This is a genomic window from Burkholderia sp. AU30280 (assembly GCF_020420125.1).
Taxonomy (GTDB): domain Bacteria; phylum Pseudomonadota; class Gammaproteobacteria; order Burkholderiales; family Burkholderiaceae; genus Burkholderia.
Genome location: NZ_JAIZRY010000006.1, coordinates 1 through 22,051 on the forward strand (window position 1 = coordinate 1; position 22,051 = coordinate 22,051).

The following is a 22,051-nucleotide window of genomic DNA, read 5'->3' on the forward strand; positions in this document are numbered from 1 at the left end:
CGAGCTGAACATCGACACATTCTGTGCGAGCAGCAGTTCGGCCAAGGGACGCGTGGAGCGAGCGCACCTGACGTTGCAGGATCGATTGGTCAAGGAGATGCGATTGCGCGGGATCAATACGGTGGCCGACGCGAACGCTTATGCGCCCTCCTTCATGGCCGCCTACAACGCGCGCTTCGCGAAGCCGCCGAAGAGCGACTTCAATGCGCATCGGCCGCTGCCGGATGACGAGAATCTGAACATGGTGTTGACCTGACGTGAAACACGTCGGGTATCGAGATCGCTGACAGTGTTGCACGACCTCGCCCCACGTGTATTGCCACTTTCAATGTCAATAGATCACTCGTTGTCTCGCTTTCCAAGTACTTACAGCGCACTCACGCTCGAACGAACAGCGTCGAAGCGAGTCTCTTGATTCCCCACCCGACGTTCACCCAAGGAACCGGTTCACGTCGCCCCGCGCATTCAGCTCGACACCCCTACGTTCTACTTACGACCATTGCAAGCTTTGAAACCTTTCTCGGCAACCCTGCCAAACCTCGATCTAAACATTTTAGATTTCATCAAAAAATATTTGACGCTCCGTTTTCTTCCTTGTTATCTTTTCCCGCAATAAATGTCGACAGGAGTTTGAATTGCGCAAATAAACCAAAAACCCGACAAATAACTTCCATTTTAATTACACCATTGTGATGGCGATATCCGGCTCACAAAGCCGCAATTACTTCCGCGAGGGAAAGTTTCTCGACTCACCGCCATCCAGCTTCGCTTCAGGCTGGACCGTTTCGTCACGATGCGTCGCAAGGAAACGTCGTCAGCATCGCGATCTGCTTGACGGCACGGCAGGTTTCATCCGCCGAGCCTAGCTTGCCGAACCACACCGTTCGCACCACACGAAGTTGCATCGTCAGTCCCATGCAGCATTGCAATCGCCTGGAACAACCGTAGCAGCCCAGGGCGTCGAATGGCATCGCAATACGGTCTTTTCGGCTCAAATAACTGGCATTCCTAATCAATAGATAGCGAATCGAAGCTGTTCTATCCGCAAACCGCGGACTGTACCCAAAGCAATTGTCGGACCACCGCACGCAGGATCGCGGCGGGGCCCGACAAACAAGAGGGCCGAGCGCAGAATCGGTGCCCGCGATACGCGAGCCCGATACCCGACCGGCCTCCAATTCTGATGGTGGGTGGGGAGGAATACTAATGTCGCCTTGAATTCTGCTGATCGTTCTGGCTTGCGTCAGGTTGCATCGGCCGCCCTTCGCTACCCGCGATCCGGGCCGCGCGCCGCACCCGTTCTTCGTCGAAATCTCGGAGCTCACAATGCAGAGAACTCAATACGTCAATCGCAAACTCCTGCAACGCTTTGCGCTGACGGCAATTGCAGTTGGAGTAGCAGCCACGATGGTCCCGCTGTCCGCCCAGGCGGCAACCAACTGGGTCCAGACCCGCACCAGCGCGTTCCTCCTGTCCAATGCACCGGCCGCGGCCGCATCGCAGGCACTGGCCGCGTCCGCTGCGGCGCCCAGCTACTCGCTGAACAGCGTCGGCACGCCAGCGCTTACCGATACGAACGTGACGCCGCTCGAATTGAGCCAGCCGCTGCACGTGACCGTGGTTCTGAAGAATCGCAACGCGGACCAGCTCGACACGTTCCTTCGCGACGTCAACCAGCCGGGTAGCGCGAGCTATCACAAGTACCTCACGCCCGCCCAGTTCAAGGCGCGCTTCTCGCCGACCGACGCACAGGTCGCAACCGTGGTCGCTCACCTGAAGGCGAACGGCTTCAGCAACATCACAGTCTCTGACAACAACACACTGATCGCCGCCGACGGCAATGCCGCCAACGTGCAGCGCGGCTTCCAGGCGAGCATCAAGCGCTTCAACTATCGCGGCAAGCCGGTCTACGCGAACGATTCGGCGGCACTGATCCCGGCCTCGCTCGGCTCGATCGTCGATTCCGTGCTCGGCCTGCAGAACGCCGCCGTGCCGCATCGCCTGCTGCACCGCTTCGCGCCGGCCGCCGTCATCGAACCGAATGCGGTTTCGAAGAATGCGTCAGCGGCGTCGCAGCAAGTCGGCCACCAGCCGACCGATTTCGCAAAGATCTATGACGCGAGCGGCCTGCCCGCCGCGACCAACACCACGGTGGGCATCATCACCTGGGGCGACATGACCCAGACCATCGCCGACCTGAACACCTTCACGCAGAACGCCGGCCTGGCAACCGTCAACACGGCAGTGGTCGCGGGCGGCTCCGGCACACTGGCCGACGACGGCGATCCGGGCGAGTGGGATCTCGACAGCCAGGACATCATCGGCACGTCGGGCGGCGTCAAACAGCTGATCTTCTACTCGGCCATCAACGGCGACAGCAACGACAGCGGCCTCACCGACGCGACGCTGACCGCCGCCTACAACAAGGCGGTGACCGACAACAAGGCGACCGTCATCAACGTGTCGCTCGGCCTCGACGAAACGGCCGCCAACTCGGACGGCTCGCTCGCGGCCGACGACGCGGTATTCAAGCAGGCTGTCGCACAAGGGCAAGTCTTCTCGGTCTCGGCCGGCGATGCAGGCGTCTATCAGTGGTCTACGTCACCGCAAGGCGAGCCCGGCTATATCGGCACGTACAACGGCACGTCGGTCAAGACGACGATCAACCTGTCCAAGTACAGCGTGTCGTCGCCCGCGAGCTCGCCGTACGTCGTCGCCGTCGGCGGCACGACGCTCTCGACCACCGGCACCACGACGTGGGCCGGCGAAACCGCGTGGAATGAAGGCGTCGCCTATGCGGACCTCGACAGCAACGGCAACCCGGTCGACAACGCCGTGCGGATCTGGGCAACGGGTGGCGGCGTGAGCGCGTTCGAGACCGCGCCGAGCTGGCAGACCGCCGCGCTCGGCAGCACGGTGACGAAGCGCGTGCTGCCCGACGTGGCGTTCGACGCCGCGCAGGCGACGGGCGCGTACATCGTCATCAACGGGCAGACGAACCAGCTCGTCGGCGGTACGAGCCTCGCGTCGCCGATTTTCGTCGGCGGCTGGGCACGCGTCGAATCGGCCAACAACAACAGCCTCGGCCTGCCGACTTCGGCGTTCTACCAAGGCCTGCCGACCAATACGTCGCTGCTCCACGACGTGTCGTCGGGCAACAACGGCTACAGTAGCCACGGCTACACCGCGAAGGCCGGCTGGGACGACGACACCGGCTTCGGCAGCCTGGATTTCGCGAAGGTCAGCGCGAGCTCCGTCAAGTAACGCGGCACGACCCGATGGGGCGCGGCAAGCTCGCCGCGCCTCTCATTGCAAAGTCGGGCTCACAGGATGGCACTGCTTGCCGGGGCCAGCCTCACATTCGTCCCGCACCTCGATTTTTTGCCGCGAAATACGACCGCAGCCGGCGAGTGTTGTAGCAAGGAAGAACGTGCGATGTCGGCGTAGTCGAAGCGGACGGCTCAGCGCTCGCCCGCTTCGGTGGCGAGCGCGCGTTACTCGCGCATCCCTTCCAGATCGCGAATCAACTCGCTAGCCGAGATTTCGTCGAGCGTCGACAACGCATCAGCGTCGCGAATGCTGCCCCAGTTCGACGGCGAGCCGGCCTGCAACGCACCGAGTTCCTGATCCGGATACATGTCGACCGCCCCGACGATGATCCCCGGGTCAAGCGACAGCTCGATCACCTTGCCCGCGCCGAGCGGCTTCGTGAAATACCAGATGCAGCCGGCATCCTGCACCTGGCCGCGGCGCCAGCCCTTGTTGACGAGCCCGAGCACGCGGCCGGTCGGCACCTTGACGCCCTTCCAGCGTTCGAGCTGCCGCCCGTTGCGCTCATCGTCGGTCAGCCGGTACACGTCGCGGCCAAGCTGGGCGAACGGCTGCAGCAACTCGTAGTCGGCGAACACCTGCCCGAACGCGGCGGCGTCGGCCGGCGCGATTTCCAGCGCATGCGGCACGCCGATGCGGATCGTCGCGCCTTCCGGCAACGTGAACGCATCGTCGTCAGCCGTGGCCGCGGTGCCGTCTTCCGCCACGCGGAAGCAGGCCTTCAGCGTGCCGCCGAAGTTGCCGCCATCGTCCACTTCGTACACCCCCCAGACGAGACGCTGAACCAGGTGGCGCACCAGCGGATGCTCGGCGAGAAACGCGCGAAACACCTCGGGCGTCCAGCGGCGGCGGCCGCACATCGCCACCTCGAGCCGCGCGAGCTGCTGGCTCGCGATGGTGCGCGCATCCTTCTTCAGCAGCTTGAAGCGCTCGACCGCTTCCTTGCTCTTCACCGGATCGTCGGTCTTCTTCGGCTTCGGCAGGTCTGCCAGCCGCGCGCCGGCCACGCCGTCGGCGCCGGTCTCGCGCACATACGGCTTCAGCGTCTCGTCGAAGCCGACCCGGAACGCGCGCGGACCGAAGTCGAGCAGCATCGTGCCCTGCGCGTCGAGTCCGAGATCCGGCGCGAGACGATCTTCCAGTTCCTCCGACGACAGCCCGCGCGCTTCCGCGATCGCATCGATCTTCTCGCGCGCACGGTCCTGCAGTGCACGGAACTTGACCTTCTGCGCGATACCGTTGAGCAGCATCAGCGCGACGTCGCTGCCGATCGAGGCCAGCACGTCGAGGCCGGTCGCCGCGCGCGCGTGGGCCGATTCGCCCGGCCACGTGCGGATCAGCGGCGTCAGCTTGCGTGCGGTGTCGTCGTCGCCGAACAGGCCCAGCGCGGTCAGCGCCCAGCCCTCCTTGCCCGGCGCGCCGGCATCGAGCCATGCGTTGAAGCAGTCCCACGAGAAGTCGGCCAGCGACTCCGCCGTGCATGCATCCTTCACGACGTCGATGCCGCCGTAGATCCCTTCACCGGTCGGGAACGTCAGCATCTGGCCGAGAGCGTCGAGCGCGTCGTCCGGCAGCGCCTTGCCGTTCTTCAGCACCGGCCGGCGCCAGCCGCGCGGCTGCCAGAATTCGGGCAGCTTGCTGCGCTTGGTCGGGAAACGGTCGAGCGGGCTCTCGTCGAGCACCGCGCGCACCGCCTGCGGCACCGCGGGGTCGGCATAGCGCGCAGCGACCTCCATCAGCAATGCCTCGTGGCCGTTCGCCTGCAGCAATCGCAGCGCAGTGCCGGCGCAGTCGCGCGCTTCGCCCGGCTTGCCGAGCGACGGCGCGATCAGGCCGCTGGCCGCATGTTCGGGAAACTTCAGCAGCCACGCACGGCCGTCGTCGCGCAACGTCTTCAGCTTCGCGAACGCGCGGGCCGCGATCGGCGCGCATTCGACGGCGCCGTAGTTCAGCGCGTAACTGAAATTCTCCGTCGGCTTGCTGCGCACGGTCGCGATGAGGCCGGGCAACGCGGGCAAGCCGAAGGTCGCCATCAGCATATTGACGCCGGCCGTGCTGTAATCGCCCGCAATCGCGTTCCAGATGTCGACCGCCACCGCCGCCGGCAGCAGCGTCAGGTACTCGGCGCGCAGCGAGTACCAGAAGTACCGCTCGCGCTTGCGCTCGTCGATCATCGCGCGCCACGCAGCGACGAACGCCGGCGCGTCGCCTTGCCGGATCGCCTTCGCCGCAGCCTCGCCGAGCGGCCCATAGTACTTCTTGCTCGCGTCGAAGCCGAGGCCGGCGACCAGCGTCAACGTGTTCCTTGCCGCTTCGGCGAATCGCTTCGCCTCCCACTGGTTCGGCGTTTTCGCCTGGTTGCGCTTCGCTTCGTCCCAGCATTCGATCGCCGCCAGTTCGAGCGGCTCCAGCGTCAGCACGGCGGCCTTTTTCTGCCGCGCGGCAAGCCACGGCGGCGCCGCCAGCACGCCCGGCAGTTCGTCTGCCGATGCGACGTCGGCCGGGCCGGCCAGCAGCGCGAGCAGCTTGTCGATCACCGCCTGTGCCGGCGCGTCGAGCCACGGCCGCAGCCCGTCGACGTGCGCCGCATGCGCGCGCAGCAGGCGCGTCAGGCTCGGCGTCAGCAGCCCGGCATCCTTGCCGCCCGCGGCCACGAGCCGCGACAGCGCGACCATGCCCGCCACCGGCCAGCGATCGAGCGACAGCGAGAGGCGCGCGAGCGCGCCCTTCGAACCGCTGGCGACCTTGGCCAGCGCGGCCACCGCGTCGGGCGTGCCGATCGCGGCGAGCGCGTCGCCCGCCGCATCGTCGGCGGCGCCGCGTTCGAGTACGTCGAACGCCGCCGCGCCGCGCTCGCGCAGTGCGGTCGCGACCATCCGCGACATCCCCCAGAACGAATGGCCATAGCTGTCCGGGCGGATTTTCGCGGCGACGGCGATCGCATCGGGATCGGTCGCGGTCAGCAGCATCCAGTGCAGCGTCTCGGGCACGTCGCGCTCGGCGCCCAGCCGGCGCACCAGTGCATTCGACAAGTGCGGCGCATCGGGCAACAACAGTGCGGGAATCGGCTGGCGGGTCGGGTGCAGCGTCGGGATCGCGGCTTCGCTCCTGTCGACGCACGCCTGCCAGTCCGCCTCGCTCGCTGCGGCGAGATGCTCGCGCAGCGCCGCCTCGCTGCCGACGATCGGCCCGCGCCAACTATCGCGCACCGGGCCTTCGACATTCGTCGTGAAACGATGGACGCGGCGCTGCGCCTGACGGTCGTAGTCCGCGTGGACCTGGATTTTCAACGCATCGAACAGCACGTCGATCGCGCCCGTCAAACCGTATTGCGCGACCAGGTAGTCGACGACCGGGCGGCCGATCGTGGTTTCGCCGTGATAGTCGCCGACGCTCATCGCCAGCGCGAACAGCGCGGCATCGGCTTGCGCATCCGCCACCGGCCCGGCGATCGGCGTGCGTGCGGCCAGCCGGTCGAGCATCCGCTGGACGGCCGGGCGCAGCGCCGCATCGGTCGCGCCGATGTCGATCGAGTATCCGTCCTTGCCTTCGATCTTCAGCCACGCGGCGCGCACGTCGGGCACGCTCACCTCGACGGGAAAGCGGCGCGACGCATAGGCTTCGCGCTGCATCTGCGGCGACAGGCGCACGGGTTCGCCGTGCGCGAGCCACGGCGGCACGGCGGTGTCGGCGACCGCGGGTGCTGCGTGCGCCGGTGCGGCGGCAGTCTCGGTTGTTACCCATTCGCCGAGTGCCGCCGCAGCAGCCTGCGCATGCTCATGCACGGTGGCCGACGTTCCCCAGCCATACAGCAGCCGGCGCGACTTCAGGACGTCGAACGCCATCGCGGCGCCCTGATCGCCGACGTTGTAACGGCGCTTGATCACGGCGACCGTCAGCGTCTCGCCGGGCTGCATGTCACCGTTCGCGATCTGCGCGCGCACGGTTTCGACGACACGCTCGCACTGGGCATCGAAACTTTCGGCCGCGACGGGCGGCGCGGACGCGGGGGTGGCGGCGGACGTGGCCGTAGAAGCCGGCGTCGATGCGCCCGGCTGGGCCGACGGCGCGGACGGCGCACGCTTCGCCGTCTTCACCGCTGCGGGTTGCGTACTCGCCGCCGATTCTGCCTCTGTGGACGCTTCCGGCACAGCGGACGAGGCTGCCGACGGCGTGGCTGCCGGCGGCTTCGCGGCGGTCGCGCCGATGCTCGCGCCGGCCGCCACCGCGACTTCCGCATAGCCCTTGCCGGTCTTCTCCTTGACGAGCTTGTCGAGCGCGGCGCGCGCCTTCGCGTCGTCCGCGAACGACTTCGTCTGGCTCTGGCCCGCGGTGCCGATGCGGCCCCAGCGGATATTGAGCCCGGAGCCGTCCTGCTCCACTTCCCAGAACTTGCTGGAATTGCCTTCGATCAGTTCAAAACGACGCATCCGTTCCCTCTCACTCGGATCGACGACGCGGCACGATGCCGCGCCTGCATGCCGCGGCCGTCAGGCAGCCACGACGCCCTCTCGTTCATTCATCCCGCGATCCGTACGGCCTGCACGGCGACGCGCGGTGTCGGGCGCTGCCTGCTCGCCCGGTCGACGGTCATGCCGTCATTGCTCGACGATGCCCAGCAGCAGCAACGTCAGCGAACCCAGTTGCGTCAGCAGCGACGCCGATTGCGCCGCGCGCAGGCTGTCGGCCAGCGCGCGCAGCAGCCGGCCGGCGTTGGCGAGGCCGGCGCGCTCCAGCCGCGCGGCCTGCGCCCGCGCACGCTCGACCGCGCCGCCGCCCTGATGCCGCATGCCCTGGCGCAGCCACTCGGCCAGCAGCGCCAGCGTGTCCTCCGCGAGCGCGACCCGCGCGGGCAACGGCTCGCGCCCGCCCGCCAGCGGCAGCGGCTGCGGCGCCGCTGCTTCGGTCTGCAGCACGACGGCGCGCTGTGCGGTCAGCACGGCCAGCGGCCGCATCACGGCCGTGCCCGCATGCAGGCGCACGGTGCCCGCCAGCGCGCGCAATGCACCCCATTCGCCGGACAGCGCGCGCTCCAGCGCATCGACCGCGCCAGGCGCCACGGCGCGATGCGGCAGCGCGAGGTGCAGCACCTCGTCGACGCTCGCGTCGGCCGTCCCGGCTTCGCGCTGCGCAAGCCGCGCGTGCAGCACCTGCGCGGCCGCATCCCAGTGAACCGAGCGCACGACCATCGGCTCGAACGCGACGACGTGCAGTGACCCGGCCGCGCCGGCCGCGGCGCCGTTCGCCGCCTGTCTCGGCCGCACGAAATCGGGCAGCGCGTCACGCAGGTGCGCGACGAGCGCCGCGATGCCCGGCTGGCGGATCGGCGCGGCGAGATCGTCCCAGGATTTCGGTGACAGCGGCAGCACGCCCGTCTGCCGTACGCCGGCCGCGATGTCGACCGCGCCATTCGCGCGACGCTTCGCGGTTTTCGTGACGACCTGCCCGGCCGCGATCTGCCGCAACGGAAAACCCGCGACACGGCGGCCGGCCAGATCCGGTGCCCGGCCGCCGGCCGCGACGTCGGCGGCACGCGGCCAGTTTCGCGTCAGCACCATCACGGTCTGCGTGTCGGGATCGGCGAACAGCACGCTCGCCCCCTCTTCCGCCTCGTCGCTCCACAGCTCGACGCCGAGCGACACCAGCCGCAAATGATCGAGTTCGACCTCGCCCTTCACGCCGATGCCGAGCATCTGACGGGCCGGCACCGCGGCACCGTCGCGCTGCGTCGCGGCGGACATCGCCGCACGCACGCGCGCCCACAGTTCAGCCAGGACCCGCACGAGCCGCAGCGGCTCGAAACGGCTGCTGCGCGCATGTTGCGCGTGAACCAGTTGCCAGGCTTCGCCGAGCGCGTCGTCGACCCATTGCCAGCCGCGCTCGCGAAGGCGCCCGCGCAACGACTCCACCCGCGCGGCCAGCGCGATCGGCGGCTGACTCGAACCGTCCAGCCATAGCGCGTGCACCAGCTTGTCGAGATCGGCGATCAACGCGTGCGCCGCGTCGTCGCGCAACGGCGACCAGTGTTCGTCGCTGTCGCCTTCGTCGCCGGCCGGCGGACGCACCTCGACGATCGCTTCCGATACACCGTCGGCCGGGGCACCGGCCTGGCGAAACGCCCAGACGGCGACCACCACGTGCGCGCAGCCGCTTCCCTGCCGGCAATCGCAGCGCGCATGCGCGAGCGAGCGTCGCGAGAAGAACCGGACCGTGCACATCGGCAGTCGTGCAACCGGAGACCATTGCGCACCGGCCCACAGCTGCACGGCCACGACGGGCCGTGCAGCCGCCATGCGCGCGGCCTGTTCGAGCACCGACGGCGCGAAGCTCGCCGCCAGCGCGGCATCGTCGAAATCGGCGGGGCTCCATGCGCGATCCGCGGGCGACGCGCCGTTCGTGTCGGAATCCTGCGGGGCATCGTCCGGGCCGTCGCGCGCTTCGTCGCTCGCCACGTCATTCCGGTTGCACGCCGCTTCGTCGCGCGGATCGGCCTGCCCCGTCTTGCCGTCACCACCTGCACGCCCATCGGCGGAATCGGCCGCTTCGTTTGCCTGCATGCTCGCCTGATAGGCCAGCACCAGCATCACGCGATGCCGGCACATGCCGCTCGCCGTGCAACTGCACGCCGCATCGCGCAAGGTCCGGCCGGGCGGCAGGCGGGTCCGCACGCCGTCGTCGAACGACGCGTGCACCGTACCGTCGCCGTCGACAGCCAGCGCCGGCACCGCGCCGGCGGCGACATCCTTCTGCGCCCGCTTGACGAACCCGGCGTTGGCGAGCGCGGTCAGCGCCTCCGGCGTCAGTTCGAGCAGATCGTCACGCATCGGGGCGCTCATCCCTGCACCTTCTCGGCGAGCCAGACGGCCAGTTGCCCGGGCGTCATCGCGCCGACTTGCGCGCCGGCGTTCACGAGCCGCGCCGCCATCTCGCGGTCGTACGCGGGCTCGGCCGCCGAATCGAGCGCGGCCAGCCCGAGCACGCGCGCGCCGCTCTCGGCCAGCGCCTTCACGCGGCGCACGAGTTCGTAGCCGCTGCCGCCTTCGTAGAAATCGCTGACGAGCACGACGACCGTGCGTGCAGGATTCGCGACGCAGGATTGCGCATACGCGACGGCTTTCGCGATGTCCGTGCCGCCGCCGAGCTGGACCTTCATCAGCAGTTCGACCGGGTCGGATACGTCGGCGGTCAGGTCGACCACCGACGTATCGAAGGCCACGAGACGCGTGCGCATGCCCGGCAATTGCCACAGGCACGCAGCCATCACCGCGCTGTGGATCACCGAATTCACCATCGACCCGCTCTGGTCGACGAGCAGCACGATGTCCCACGGCTCGACCTGGCGACGCGTGCGACTGTTGAAAACCGGCGTGTCGAGATACAGCTTGCGCCGCTCGGGATGCCAGTGGCGCAGGTTCGCGGCCAGCGTGCGCGTGTAGTCGAAGTTGCGCGCGATCTTCATCCGCGAGCGCCGGCGCCGGTCGCGCGTGCCGCTGAAAGCCTGCCGCACCTCGGTCGCCAGCCGCTCCATGATGCGCCGGACCACCTCGGCAACCAGCCGCCGCGCAGCCGCCAGCACCTCGGGATTCATCAGGTGCTTCGTGTGCAGCACGGCGCGCAGCAGCGATTCGGACGGCTCGATCCGCTCCAGCACGTCGAGGTTCGTGACGACTTCGTCGATGCCGAAACGCTCGACCGCATCGCGTTCGAGCCGGTCGATCACCTCCTTCGGAAACAGCGTGTGGATCGTGTTGATCCAGTCGGGCGTGCTCAGCGCGGATGGCCCGAGGCCGGCACCGCGCTCGCCACGCTTCGCGCGGTCGTCGTCGCGACCGTACAGCCATTCGAGTGCAGCGTCGGCGGCCTGCGCATCGGCGCCCGGCGTGCCGCACGCGGCTTCGGCAGGCTCGCCGAGCAGCAGACGCCAGCGTTCGAGCGGGCCGGGAATGTTCAGCGGCATGGCAGGACTCGCGAAAACCGCGTCGCGCCATGCCGTGACGGCGCGACATCGTGGTGAAGGAACAAGCAGCCGCGCGCGTGGCGGCTCGTCGATCGGTGGGTCACGACGCCTCCGGGTCGGGCGTGAGCCCCCAGCGTCGCAGGCGGCCCAGCACCTGTGCCTCGATGCGTGCGGCGTGCGCGGCCTCCTCAGGCGATGCGTCGTTCGCGTGCCGCTCCGTCAGCACGCGTCGCGACAGGTGCGTCGCCTGGTGCAGCGCGAGCACGTGATCGGCGAGCCGCCCGCGCTCCTGCGGCGGCAACCACGCGAACGCGCCGCGCAGCCCCGGCAGCGCGAGCACGAAATCGGCGTCGTCGAGCGCGCGCACGGTCGCATCCATGCCCGCGACGAACGCTGGCGCGCTCGCCAGCGTCTCGCGCGCCAGCGCAAGCAAGCCACCGAGCGCATCGCCGAGCGCGGCCGCCGGCATCGCCTGCAACAGCGCCATCGCGTCGTCGATGCCGGCGACGGGTCGACCGTCGTCGGTGCCGGCATGCGCGGCGAGGCCGAGCAGTGCCCCGAGCGCCGCGCCGCGACTCGCGGGTGCTGCCGCCGTATCGGCCGCCTTGCGCCGCCAGACGGCCAGCGCGCGCAACGGTTCGATCGTGAGCGGCGTGTGGGCATCACCCTCCGTGCCGGCCAACACGTCGGCCACGATCCGGCGCAGCGCGACGTGCCCCTGCACATGCGCATCGAGATCCGCCGGCGCCAGCGCGGCGGCCGGCTCCAGCAACCATAGTGCGCGATCGAAACCGGCCTCGACGACGATCCGCAACACCGGCGCATCGTTCATGCCGAGCAGATCGCCGTGACGCAGCAGCGTATGCAGGTTGCCGAGCGCGGGTGCGAGCGACTCGAAGCGCTGCTCGCGCGCGACCGCATCGCGCAGCGTATCCAGCAATGTGTCGCTCAGCGCCGCCAGGCCGGCCCACGCGGCGCGGTTCAGGCCATCCGCGAGCGGCGCGATGCGACCGCCGGCCTGACCCAATTCATCCTCGAGCCGCGCGCGCGCCGCGTCGGACAGCGTCGCGCCCCACGCGCCGGCTTCGATCAGCGCCGCCTGCTGCTCGAGCGGCTCGCCGAGCTGCCAGATCTCGTCGCGTTCCCCCGACATCGCGAGCTGCGCACCCTGACGGCGCACGATGCCGGGCACGCGTAGCAGCGCCAGCCGGTGCAGCACGCGGCTGCGCGCACGCCCTTCGTCGGTCAGCAGGTCGAGCGTCAGCGTGCCGCGCAGCACGATGCCGAGCGCGGCCAGTTCGTCGCGCACCGCGGCGACGAGCGGCGGTTGCGGCGTGCCGGGCGCGAGTTCGCCCGCAACGTCGCCGGCCAGCGCATCCATCGCCTCGACCAGCACCGGGTCGGTGCCGGCCCGCAGCGGCCCGCGACAAGTCCACGGCAGCGGCGCGTCGAGCGCGTCCTTCACCAGCGCGCCGGCCAGCGCGTCGAGCCAGTCGCAACGCAGCGGCCGCGCATGGCCGCGCAAGCGTGCCAGTCCTTCGGCCCGCACGTGCACGGCGATCAGGTCGGCCGTCGATACCGGCAGCTTGCGCGCGCGCAGCCGCTGCATCACGTTCTCGAGCACCCGCCGCGCGGCCTCTTCGGCACCGTGCGCCCAGACCCACTGGTAATAGGCCGGCGAAGGCATGCCCGACGCGTAGCCCGCGAACGCGTCGAGGCGCTTGAACGTGTAAGGCACGAGATAGGACCCGTAGCGGACGCTGTGCGCGGCCTCGTCGACAGCCTTCGAATCCGCATCGGGCACGCAGGCGTCGTTCGACGGTTCGTCGAGCACGGTGCCGGCACCATCGTCGATCGAGCCCGGTTCGGGTGTCTCGGGCAACGCAGCCGGCAGCATGCGCCAGAGTCGCGCCAGCGCCGGCGCGTGATAGCCGCCGCAGACGACCAGCACGTCGTCCGCCTGCCCGCCGGCTTCGCCGACCGCCCACGCGATCCAGCGCGCCATCATCCGTTCGCGCGCCTGGTTGCCGAGCGAGCCCGGATCGTCGTCGCGCAGATGCGAGAAGTAGGTCGACAGGCGTTGCGCGAGTTCGTCCAGCGCGCCGGGCGTATCGCCGACGTCCTCGAACAGGTGGTCCCACAACGCATCGCGGCCCTGCACGGCAAGCGTGTCCGCCAGCGCGCGCTCGTAGGCGTCGGCGCGTGCCTCGTGTTCGGCGTCCGCGACATCGGCATAGCGGTTCTCCAGCCGCGAGAACGCCGCGTGCCACGCGGGCAGGTCGATGAAGCGAACCGTCGCGCCGACTTCGCGCCCCGCCTGCAAGGCCTGCCATTCCGGCGAATGCTCGGCGAACGGGGTCCACGAGCCGTAATGCGCGGCATCGCCGGACAGATAGCTGTAGATTGCGATCGGCAGGCGGTGCGGACGATACAGTTCGGCGAGCCGGCCGTTGAAATCGGCCGGCCCTTCGATCAGCACGTAGCGCGGCCGCCGCGCACGGATGCGCTCGGCCACCAGCCGAGCGCAGGCGGGGCTGTGATGCCGGATGCCGACGATGTGAGGTGTGCCGGACGTGGCGGTCTGCATGCGGCGCCCGTCAGTCGACGTCGATGCATGCAGCGGCGCCGATGGCGCCCGACCTGCCCTTGTCGCCGCGCGCAAAGTGCGCGTCGGGCGCGTCGGCCGCGACACGTCCCGGCCCCGGCAGGTCACCGTGAACAGTTTCGTTCATGTCGCGCGTCACGGCAGACGGTGGCGTGCCGCGTAGTACGCACGCCAGTGCGCACCTTCGCGCCGTGCGGCCTTCTGTTCGAAGTAGCGGCGCAGCTTCGCGCGATCGTCGGCGTTGTCCTTGACGACCGTGCCGGCGATGCAGTCGACCAGATCCTGCGGCGACCCTTCGCGCTGCTCGAGAAACCATGCGCGCACCCCGACCGCGTGCGCGACGTTCACCGCTTCGGCCGTCGACATCACCGCCGTCAGACGGTCCATCGCGCCGTCGCTGCCCGTCGCGTCGCCGGCCCCGCCGCGCAGATCGCGGAACGTGGTGACCAGCAGTTCCAGCACCGGCTGCGGCACCGCCGCCGGAATGCCGCTGCCGGCCAGCAGGCGCGCGCTGGCTTCGCGCACGAGTGCGAGTTCGCTGTCGAAATCGAGAATCGGGAACACGGTTTCGAAATCGAAGCGCCGCTTGAGCGCAGCGCTCATCTCGTTCACGCCACGGTCGCGCGTATTCGCGGTCGCGATGATGTTGAAGCCCTCGCGCGCATACAGCATCCCGTGTTCGCCGTGCAGTTCGGGCACCGCCATCACGCGGTCCGACAGCATGCCGAGCAGGCAGTCCTGCACCTCCAGCGGCGCGCGCGTGATTTCCTCGAAACGAACGATCTTGCCGTCGTGCATGCCCTGGTACAGCGGCGCGGGCACGAGCGCGCGCGGGCTCGGCCCTTCGTTGATCAGCAACGCGTAGTTCCAGCCGTACTTGATCTGGTCTTCGGTGATCGATGCGCCGCCCTGGATCGTCAGCGTCGACGTGCCGCCGATCGCGGCCGCCAGCAGCTCGGACAGCATCGATTTCGCGGTACCCGGCTCGCCGACCAGCATCAGCCCGCGGCCGGTGGCAAGCGTGACGAGCATGCGCTCGATGCTCGCGATCGGCGCGACGATCTTCGGCGCAATGCCGAGCGCACGATCGCCGGCAATGAATGCGCGGGCGGCCGTCAGGCTCAGTTGCCAGCCCGGCGGACGTGGTTGGCCGCCATCCTGCGCCTTCAGCTCGGCGAGCTGATCGGCATACAGGACTTCAGCGGGCGGACGCTGCAATGCATGCGGTTGAGACTGAGCCATGTCTGCTTCTTCTTGTCTTGTGATCGCGGTCGGGCTCGAATGCCCTCGGAGCGCGAATTATATCGCCGCGCGCGAGGTCACGATTCGGCGAATCGGCTTTTGTCATCTCGCGGCCGGGTCGCGGGAACAGGTGCCATTGCAGTATTTGCAGAGCCTGCGCATCGCCCGGAGCACGAATCACCGCACCCACAGCTCGGCGAACGACACGAACCCCAGCGGCGCGGCCTCGGCGCCGGCAACGTGCGATGCCAGCTCGACATGCTGGTGCTCGTGCGAGATCGGAATCAACCACGCCGCATCGACCAGCTCCTTGCCGATAGCCTCGAACTCCGCCATCCGCGCGCGCGGATCCGCTTGCGCCTGGACCGCATGCAGCCGGCGGTCCAGGTCGAGCGCGGCAGCCTCCGGCATCCATTGCCGGAACGTACTGTCGGCCCCAAACCATTCGAAGCATCCGAAATCCTCGTCGTCGTGCAGGATCTCGCTGCCCAGTACCAGGTCGGCCGAATCCAGCCAGTCGCGCCGGATCAACGCCGCATAGGGCAGCGTCAACACACGCAGCCTGATCCCCGCGTCGCGCAGTCTGGCCTCGATCGCACGGGCCAGGACGCGTTCGTCGTGGGTCTGCCCCGTGACCAGCGTGAGTTCGGTGTATTTCGGCACGAAGGGTTCGGCGGCTGGCGTCGCGACGCGATGCCGCCAGGCCGGTAGCAACCCGGCCGCGGGCCGCCTCGCGGGATCGTCGTGACCGAACAAGCTGGCGGGCGCGAGCCAATCAGCCAGCGCCAGCCGGTCGGCACGCTCACGGAACGCTTCGCGCGTGGCATTGCAGACCACGTAGGTACAGCCCGCCTGCACGCGCACGATGCCCTTGTTCTCCGGTGCGTGAGACGCGGAGTAGCCGAATCGGAGATCGAATCCGTCCGCCTGCTCGGTCGATGGAAGGAACCAGAGATCCAGTTCGTCAAGCAGCGCGCGTTCGCGATAGTGATCACCGAATGCCGACAACGTGATCCGGTAGTCGCTGTGGCGCGTCAGCTTGAACGGCCCCGTGCCGATCGGCATGCGCGCAAAATCGGCGTTCCTGTGACGTGGCACGATCGACGCGTTGGCGGCCGCGAGGCGCTGCGGCCAGAGATGATCGACGTCGCCGAGGCGACATACGATCCGCCTGCCCTCACCGATTTCCACGTCGAGCAGATGCCGGTACAGGCGCTGGAAATAGCTCGGCTCGTCGCGCATGCGCAGCAAGGTGTACCGCACATCTTCCGGCTCCAGAAGCCTGCCATCGTGGAAACCGACGTTCGGCCTGAGCCAGAAGTGCCAGACGCGCCCAGCCTCTGCCTGCTCCCAGTGATGCGCCAGCGCCGGCACGACGCGCTGCGTGTGCCTGTCGAATTCGGTCAGTCGCGAAAAGATCTGCCGCACCAGATGGGCCTCCAGCCGGCTGATCACCCGATAGGGATCGAGCTCGTCCACCGCCCGATAGAGGGGAATGCGCAGGCGATGGCCGTGCGAGCCGGCAGGATGGATTCCGAGAAAATCCGGAAGCCGCCTCAATAGTTGCTGGCGCTGCTCGTCCCCGAGGCTCGCAAACGCCTGCTCCAGCTCACCGTCCGCCAGCAGGCAGGAAAGGCGATCGAGCACCGCGTGCTGCGGGGCAACCAGTATCGTCAGCCTCGAGAAATGGCCACGGCCACGCGCCGCCTCCCACCGCAACCACCCTTGCGCCTCCATCTTGCGCAGCAGGCCTCGCACGTTGCGCTCGGTGCAGTTCAACGCCCGCGCCAGTGCCGGCAACCCGGGCTGGCTGCCCTGCTCGTCGAGAAACTCGCCAAGCCGATGAAACTGGTCGATCAGTCGCATAAAAGAGGAAACAAAAATTTCTGAATTTGCCGTTTTTATTGTGCTTGCCGTTATGCAGAATGTCCACGCAAATAAAACAAATCGATTCAAATTCACCCACTCAATGCGGGCATGCATCGTTTTGGTGAATTCGTGTTTTTGCAAACAATGACCTAACTGACGACGAATTTAATTCCCCGCACTTTCGATTCGATCGCCATCGTATAAATATCGCTGCTTCAACACGGCGCCGCCCCGGACGTTATCAATCATTCTGGATAGTTAATGAGCGAAATGAATTTCGGATATCAACCGTCCCACAATACGCTGGTTCACCAGGTCGAACGGCCGCATGGAGAACCACGCCGAGAGCATTTCCGTTTCGTCCGGCAGCCGCTGGCGCCATTGGCGCCCGGCGAAGTCCTGGTGAGAAACGTGCATTTCTCGGTCGACCCGTATATGCGCGAATGCATGGACGGCGACTGGGCGCTGCATGCGCCGCTGGAAGGACGGACCATCGGCCAGGTGCTGCACAGCACCGACACATCGATTCGCCCCGGCGACTGGGTATTCCATCGTCAGGGGTGGCGCACCTACGCCCAGGTGCCGGCGCAAGCGCTGCGGGTAATCCGGCCCGCTGACGGGGTGCCGCTCACCGCCTGGTTGAGCATTCTGGGCGGTACCGGATTGACCGCGTGGGTCGCGCTGACCCGCATCGTCCGCCTGCAACCCGGCGAATCCCTCTATGTATCGGCAGCCGCTGGCGGCGTCGGCACCTCGGCCGGCCAGTTCGCGCACCTGCTCGGCGCGAGCCGGATTGTCGGAAGTACCAGCAACGAGCACAAGGCGCGGCAATTGACGAGCGGCCTCGGTTATTCCGATGCGTTCGTCTATCGGCCAGGGCATGTCGGCGCGCAATTGCGCGAACGGATTCCCGAAGGGATCGACGTCTATCTGGACAACGTGGGCGGCGAGCAGCTCGAAGCGGCTATTGCCGCCCTGAAAGACCACGGGCGCGCGGCGCTGATCGGCGCGGTCGCGCAATACAGCGCGCTGCAGCCGCCTGCCGCGCCACGCAATCTGTTCGAGGTGGTGGGCAAGAGCCTGACGCTGCAGGGTTTCCTCGTGAAGGACTACACCAATCTGCAGCAGGAACTCGAAGCATTCGCCATTCCTCACCTCCAGCGCGGCGACATCGTCGCCCCGGAGACGATCACGAAGGGCTTCGACAATATCGTCGAGGCATTTCTCGCGATGCTTTCCGGCGGCAATCTCGGCAAGGCCATCGTCAGTGTCGATACCGACGATGCCGGTGCGTTCTGATTTTTGTGTCCGGGTCGACTGCGGATAATCAGCAAATCAAATAAGAACGATTACCAGCTCCAGTCGAGGCATCTTGATTCGGTCAATTAATGATTTTCCATTCCGGCGACCAAGCGCCGGCCACATCTTTCGTACTGTATACAACCAAGGGTGGGAATAATGTCTACGGTTGAAGCGAAACTCAACTACGCCGAAGTGTTCGGCGATGTACTGGATCAACTCAAATCGACGGATGCCTATCGCCATTTTCTGACCTTCTCACGCAGCGCCGGTCATTTCCCGTTGGCGAATTACCAGGGAAAGACGATCGAAGTGTGGTGCAGCAATGACTACCTGGGCATGGGGCAGCACGAAAAGGTGATTGCGTCGTTCCGGCATGCGCTGGAGCAGTTCGGGGCGGGCTCGGGCGACGCGCAACTGACACGCGCGATCCAGGACCAGTTCTACGGCAAGCGCTCGGGCAAGATTCGCGACCCGTTCGGTTACGATTGGCTGATCGGGCATACGATCGAAGCGGTCGACCCCGAAGAAATGCAGCGGCGTTATACGGCGCTGCTGTCCGGCGACCCGCAGAAAACCTGACCGGCGCACCACGCGCCGGTCGATCACCCCGACATTCGCGATGCACTATCACCCCGACGACATCCGCCAGCTCTACCGGAGCGTGCCGACGCTGCTGCTGAACCGCCCCGCGCCGGCCGAACGATTCCTGGCCGCCGCCGTCGCGACCGGCGCCGAACTCGGGCACGTGCTGCGCGCCTACCCGCAGGTCCGCTATCAGCCGCTCGACTTCCACTACCTGTGCCAGCAAAGCCTGTCCGTGCTGGACGATGCGCTGCTGGCCGACCTCACGTGCGACATGCCGGTTGGATGGCGCGGCGCGCAATGGGCCGCGCTGTTGATCGCGTTATCGGGCGACGCGCGCCATCTGCCGCGCCTCGACGAAGCCAGGCGCCATCGCGGCGTCGAGTGGACGGCCGAGCTTGCCGACGCCGCCGTCCGACCGGAAGCCGCGTCCGCCGGTTTTCGCTGCTGCCGGCTGATCGTCGACCTCCGGACCCAGCTCGCATCGCTGCCGCGCGTCGCCGTGCGTCTGCGAAAACCGTCGCCGCCGGAAATCGCCGCGGCTACGGCAGCAGCCGTCCGAGCCGCGTATCGCCGCGGCGATGTCGCGGCTGCGCTGGCGATCGCCCGCGCCTAGACAAGCAGCGACCGTCCAGCCGTTTTCATCACGGCTTACTCGACGTTGTCCGATACATCCGTCATGCGTATCATGTGCGGCCTCACGCCGTCGTCCATTGTCACCGCCTCCTTCGGATGGATCAGCGCCTCGAGCCGCGCCTTCGTCGCGACGAACGGCCCGAAACAGGACTAACAGGGCTACCAGAGCGGTATCGCGCGATCGGCCGCGAACATCGCGTGCCCGTCGCGGCCAAAGCGTGCCCGAGCACGTCGACGGCCGGCCGCCCCGCCCGCCGCCTGAACATCGCCCCCTCCGCCTCGCCGCGATTCTGCGCGATTTCGCAGAGGACCTTTCCTGTGCAACGCCTTAATCGACCCGCGCACGATCTCCAATAATGGCCGCTCGATCCGCCGGCCGCCAGGCCGGGAAAACGATAAAAACTCCTATGCATTCCTACAAGATGAACAATCACGCCAGCACTCGACTCGCGGGGACCGCCATTGCCACCTGCCTGACCGCCCTCGCGTCGGGCGACGTACACGCACAGAGCAGCGTGACGCTGTACGGCCTGGTCGACACGTCGATCACCTACGCGACCAATCAGCGCACGCACGGCGCCGGCTCGCCGGGTAGCGGCGCCGTCGCGATGACGAGCGGCGCATTGAACGCGGCACGCTGGGGGCTGCGCGGCCGCGAGGATCTGGGCGGCGGGACGGCCGCGGTCTTCACGCTCGAAAACGGCTTTTCGGGCACCACCGGCGCGCTGTCGCAGAAAGGCGTCGACATGTTCGGCCGCCAGGCATGGATCGGCCTGAGTTCGAAGACGGCCGGAGCGCTCACGTTCGGCCGCCAGTACGACCTGATCCTCGATTTCGTGACACCGCTCGGCGCGTCCGGCCCCGGCTGGGGCGGCAACCTCGCGGTGCACCCGTACGACAACGACGATTCGAACCGCAACCTGCGCATCAACCACGCGGTGAAGTACATGAGCCCGACGTACCGCGGGCTGAGGTTCGGCGCGATGTACGGGTTCTCGAACACGGCCGGCCAGTTCTCCAACAACGCGGCATGGAGCGCGGGCGTGTCGTATGAGAACGGGCCGCTGAAGCTCGGCGCCGGCTACCTGAAGATCAGCCGCGACCGCAATGCGCCGAACCCGAATGGCGCACTCAGCACGGTCGACGGCTCGGCGACGATCACCGGCGGCAACCAGCAGATCTGGTCCGCGGCCGGCCGTTATGCCTTCGGGCCGCATTCGGTCGGCGTCGCGTGGTCGCACTCGGCCACCGACGGCGTGACGGGCGTGCTCCAGGGCGGCAACATCGCGCCGCTAAAGGGTGAATCGCTCGTGTTCGACAACTTCGCGGTCGACGGGCGCTTCTCCGTCACCCGCGCATTGAGCCTCTCGGCCGCATACACGTACACGATGGGTCGCTTCGACACGCGCACCGGCCAGACGCGCCCGAAATGGAACCAGGTCGTGGCGCAAGCCGACTATGTGCTGTCGAAGCGCACCGATGCGTATCTCGAAGGCGTCTACCAGAGCGTGAGCGGCGGCAATGGCAATCCCGCGTTCAACGCGACCGTGTGGACGCTGACGCCGTCGGCTAACAGCAACCAGGTCGTCGTCGCACTGGGGCTGCGGCACAAGTTCTGACGACGCGACACGGAGCGGCGCAGCGCAACGCCGCTGCGCCGACCGCGACAGGCATGCATTCCCGCACCGCCCGATCGTCGTGGCCCGGGCCGGAAAGGCCGCGCCCGTGCGCGGCCTTGTCGCCGGGGCATCGCCCGCACCGAGCACGGCGGCAAGAATGCCGCCCGGCTGTCGCGTCGGTGCAAAAAAATGCGGAGAAACTGGTCACGCTGTGACATTTTTCCTAATCTGTTTGCAGCGACGCCGAGATTTGGCGTTCCGGTCGCAACACTCTTTCATATGGCGCACCACCGGCTTACGAACATGATTCACGTCATGGCGCCGGACCTTTCGCGCTGTTGCGGCCGGATACGGACGTGCCGATCGCACGCTCCACGCGTTCAACGCAGTCAACCGCAGGAGACGAACGATGAGCAAAACGAACCGATTTGCGGTCCTGGCAACCGTGGTACTGCTGGCCGGTTGCCACCACGCGGCCAAGACGCCCGAGAATGCCGGCATGGCGCCGACGCCCTCGAGCGAAGCCGTCGCAACGGTGACGGCCGACGAGCTCAACAATCCGAACAGCCCGCTCGCGAAGCGCAGCATCTACTTCGATTTCGACCAGTATTCCGTCAAGCCCGAATACCAGTCGCTGCTGCAGGCGCATGCAGATTACCTGCGCAGCCATCCGGCGCGGCACGTGCTGATCCAGGGCAATACCGACGAACGCGGCACGTCCGAATACAACCTCGCGCTCGGCGAACGCCGTTCGCAGGCCGTGATGAGCGCGCTCGAAACGCTCGGCGTGCAAGCCTCTCAACTCGAGGCGGTCAGCCTCGGCAAGGAAAAGCCGGTCGCGCTCGGCCACGACGAGGATTCGTGGGCGCAGAACCGCCGCGCCGATCTCGTCTATCGTTGATCGCGGGC

At 67.5% G+C, this 22,051-nt stretch carries 14 protein-coding genes and 2 pseudogenes; 7 read left to right on the plus strand and 9 right to left on the minus strand.

Annotated features, from left to right (window positions below):
* A pseudogene (locus tag LGN17_RS15105) lies at positions 1–220 on the plus strand (ISNCY family transposase); the annotation flags it as partial.
* Between the two features lie 568 nt (positions 221–788).
* Here LGN17_RS15105 and LGN17_RS36510 read toward each other — a convergent pair.
* Entirely contained in the window at positions 789–917 is a 129-nt protein-coding gene (locus LGN17_RS36510) for a hypothetical protein (protein WP_264165957.1), read from the minus strand.
* A gap of 409 nt (positions 918–1,326) precedes the next feature.
* On the opposite strand from LGN17_RS36510, the gene LGN17_RS15110 reads away from it, so the two are divergent.
* On the plus strand, positions 1,327–3,264 hold the full coding sequence (locus tag LGN17_RS15110) for a protease pro-enzyme activation domain-containing protein (RefSeq protein WP_226197509.1): 1,938 nt from the start codon (positions 1,327–1,329) through the stop codon (positions 3,262–3,264).
* A 230-nt stretch (positions 3,265–3,494) separates the two neighbouring features.
* Here the strand turns inward: LGN17_RS15110 and LGN17_RS15115 are convergent, their stop codons facing one another.
* From LGN17_RS15115 to LGN17_RS15140, 7 genes are all read right to left on the minus strand, one after another.
* A complete protein-coding gene (locus LGN17_RS15115) occupies positions 3,495–7,760 on the minus strand; it encodes a WGR and DUF4132 domain-containing protein (protein WP_226197510.1) in 4,266 nt (1,421 codons plus the stop codon).
* Between the two features lie 168 nt (positions 7,761–7,928).
* Positions 7,929–10,166 (minus strand): SWIM zinc finger family protein, encoded by a 2,238-nt coding sequence (locus LGN17_RS15120; protein ID WP_226197511.1) that lies wholly within the window; start codon positions 10,164–10,166, stop codon positions 7,929–7,931.
* Positions 10,163–11,287 (minus strand): vWA domain-containing protein, encoded by a 1,125-nt coding sequence (locus LGN17_RS15125; RefSeq protein ID WP_226197512.1) that lies wholly within the window; start codon positions 11,285–11,287, stop codon positions 10,163–10,165. Before LGN17_RS15125 ends, LGN17_RS15120 begins: the two co-directional genes overlap by 4 nt.
* 100 nt (positions 11,288–11,387) lie before the next feature.
* Entirely contained in the window at positions 11,388–13,874 is a 2,487-nt protein-coding gene (locus LGN17_RS15130) for a DUF5682 family protein (protein ID WP_226197513.1), read from the minus strand.
* 10 nt (positions 13,875–13,884) lie between these two features.
* Positions 13,885–14,019, minus strand: coding sequence for a hypothetical protein (locus tag LGN17_RS36515; protein WP_264165958.1), 135 nt, complete (start codon positions 14,017–14,019; stop codon positions 13,885–13,887).
* Between the two features lie 8 nt (positions 14,020–14,027).
* Positions 14,028–15,134: an ATP-binding protein gene (locus tag LGN17_RS15135; protein WP_226197514.1), complete on the minus strand. Its 1,107-nt coding sequence runs from the start codon at positions 15,132–15,134 to the stop codon at positions 14,028–14,030.
* Positions 15,135–15,311: 177 nt separating this feature from the next.
* Positions 15,312–17,144, minus strand: a complete 1,833-nt coding sequence (locus tag LGN17_RS15140; RefSeq protein ID WP_226197515.1) for an SgrR family transcriptional regulator — start codon at positions 17,142–17,144, stop codon at positions 15,312–15,314.
* Positions 17,145–17,264: 120 nt separating this feature from the next.
* Here LGN17_RS15140 and LGN17_RS15145 point away from each other — a divergent pair, with 120 nt between their 5' ends.
* From LGN17_RS15145 to LGN17_RS15155, 3 genes are all read left to right on the plus strand, one after another.
* Positions 17,265–18,302, plus strand: coding sequence for an MDR family NADP-dependent oxidoreductase (locus LGN17_RS15145; RefSeq protein ID WP_226197516.1), 1,038 nt, complete (start codon positions 17,265–17,267; stop codon positions 18,300–18,302).
* Positions 18,303–18,461: 159 nt separating this feature from the next.
* A complete protein-coding gene (locus tag LGN17_RS15150; protein WP_226197517.1) occupies positions 18,462–18,884 on the plus strand; it encodes a hypothetical protein in 423 nt (140 codons plus the stop codon).
* A 40-nt stretch (positions 18,885–18,924) separates the two neighbouring features.
* Complete coding sequence (locus LGN17_RS15155; protein WP_226197518.1) at positions 18,925–19,503, plus strand: hypothetical protein; 579 nt, start codon at positions 18,925–18,927, stop codon at positions 19,501–19,503.
* A 35-nt stretch (positions 19,504–19,538) separates the two neighbouring features.
* Here the strand turns inward: LGN17_RS15155 and LGN17_RS36715 are convergent.
* Positions 19,539–19,658: pseudogene (locus tag LGN17_RS36715) on the minus strand (ABC transporter ATP-binding protein); the annotation flags it as partial.
* Between the two features lie 272 nt (positions 19,659–19,930).
* Here LGN17_RS36715 and LGN17_RS15160 point away from each other — a divergent pair.
* Positions 19,931–21,142 carry a porin gene (locus LGN17_RS15160; protein WP_226197519.1) on the plus strand — a complete coding sequence of 404 codons (1,212 nt, stop codon included), beginning with the start codon at positions 19,931–19,933 and terminating at the stop codon, positions 21,140–21,142.
* A 409-nt stretch (positions 21,143–21,551) separates the two neighbouring features.
* A complete protein-coding gene (pal, locus tag LGN17_RS15165) occupies positions 21,552–22,043 on the plus strand; it encodes a peptidoglycan-associated lipoprotein Pal (RefSeq protein ID WP_175953723.1) in 492 nt (163 codons plus the stop codon).
* Positions 22,044–22,051 lie beyond the last annotated feature (8 nt).

What these genes read in the sequence shown, in the direction of transcription:
- LGN17_RS15155 (WP_226197518.1), top strand. Translation starts at nt 18,925, where the DNA reads ATGCACTATCACCCCGACGACATCCGCCAGCTCTACCGGAGCGTGCCG.
- LGN17_RS15120 (WP_226197511.1), bottom strand. Translation starts at nt 10,166, where the DNA reads ATGAGCGCCCCGATGCGTGACGATCTGCTCGAACTGACGCCGGAGGCG.
- LGN17_RS15125 (WP_226197512.1), bottom strand. Translation starts at nt 11,287, where the DNA reads ATGCCGCTGAACATTCCCGGCCCGCTCGAACGCTGGCGTCTGCTGCTC.
- LGN17_RS15150 (WP_226197517.1), top strand. Translation starts at nt 18,462, where the DNA reads ATGTCTACGGTTGAAGCGAAACTCAACTACGCCGAAGTGTTCGGCGAT.
- LGN17_RS36515 (WP_264165958.1), bottom strand. Translation starts at nt 14,019, where the DNA reads ATGAACGAAACTGTTCACGGTGACCTGCCGGGGCCGGGACGTGTCGCG.
- pal (WP_175953723.1), top strand. Translation starts at nt 21,552, where the DNA reads ATGAGCAAAACGAACCGATTTGCGGTCCTGGCAACCGTGGTACTGCTG.
- LGN17_RS15110 (WP_226197509.1), top strand. Translation starts at nt 1,327, where the DNA reads ATGCAGAGAACTCAATACGTCAATCGCAAACTCCTGCAACGCTTTGCG.
- LGN17_RS15130 (WP_226197513.1), bottom strand. Translation starts at nt 13,874, where the DNA reads ATGCAGACCGCCACGTCCGGCACACCTCACATCGTCGGCATCCGGCAT.
- LGN17_RS15145 (WP_226197516.1), top strand. Translation starts at nt 17,265, where the DNA reads ATGAGCGAAATGAATTTCGGATATCAACCGTCCCACAATACGCTGGTT.
- LGN17_RS36510 (WP_264165957.1), bottom strand. Translation starts at nt 917, where the DNA reads ATGGGACTGACGATGCAACTTCGTGTGGTGCGAACGGTGTGGTTCGGC.
- LGN17_RS15135 (WP_226197514.1), bottom strand. Translation starts at nt 15,134, where the DNA reads ATGGCTCAGTCTCAACCGCATGCATTGCAGCGTCCGCCCGCTGAAGTC.
- LGN17_RS15160 (WP_226197519.1), top strand. Translation starts at nt 19,931, where the DNA reads ATGCATTCCTACAAGATGAACAATCACGCCAGCACTCGACTCGCGGGG.
- LGN17_RS15115 (WP_226197510.1), bottom strand. Translation starts at nt 7,760, where the DNA reads ATGCGTCGTTTTGAACTGATCGAAGGCAATTCCAGCAAGTTCTGGGAA.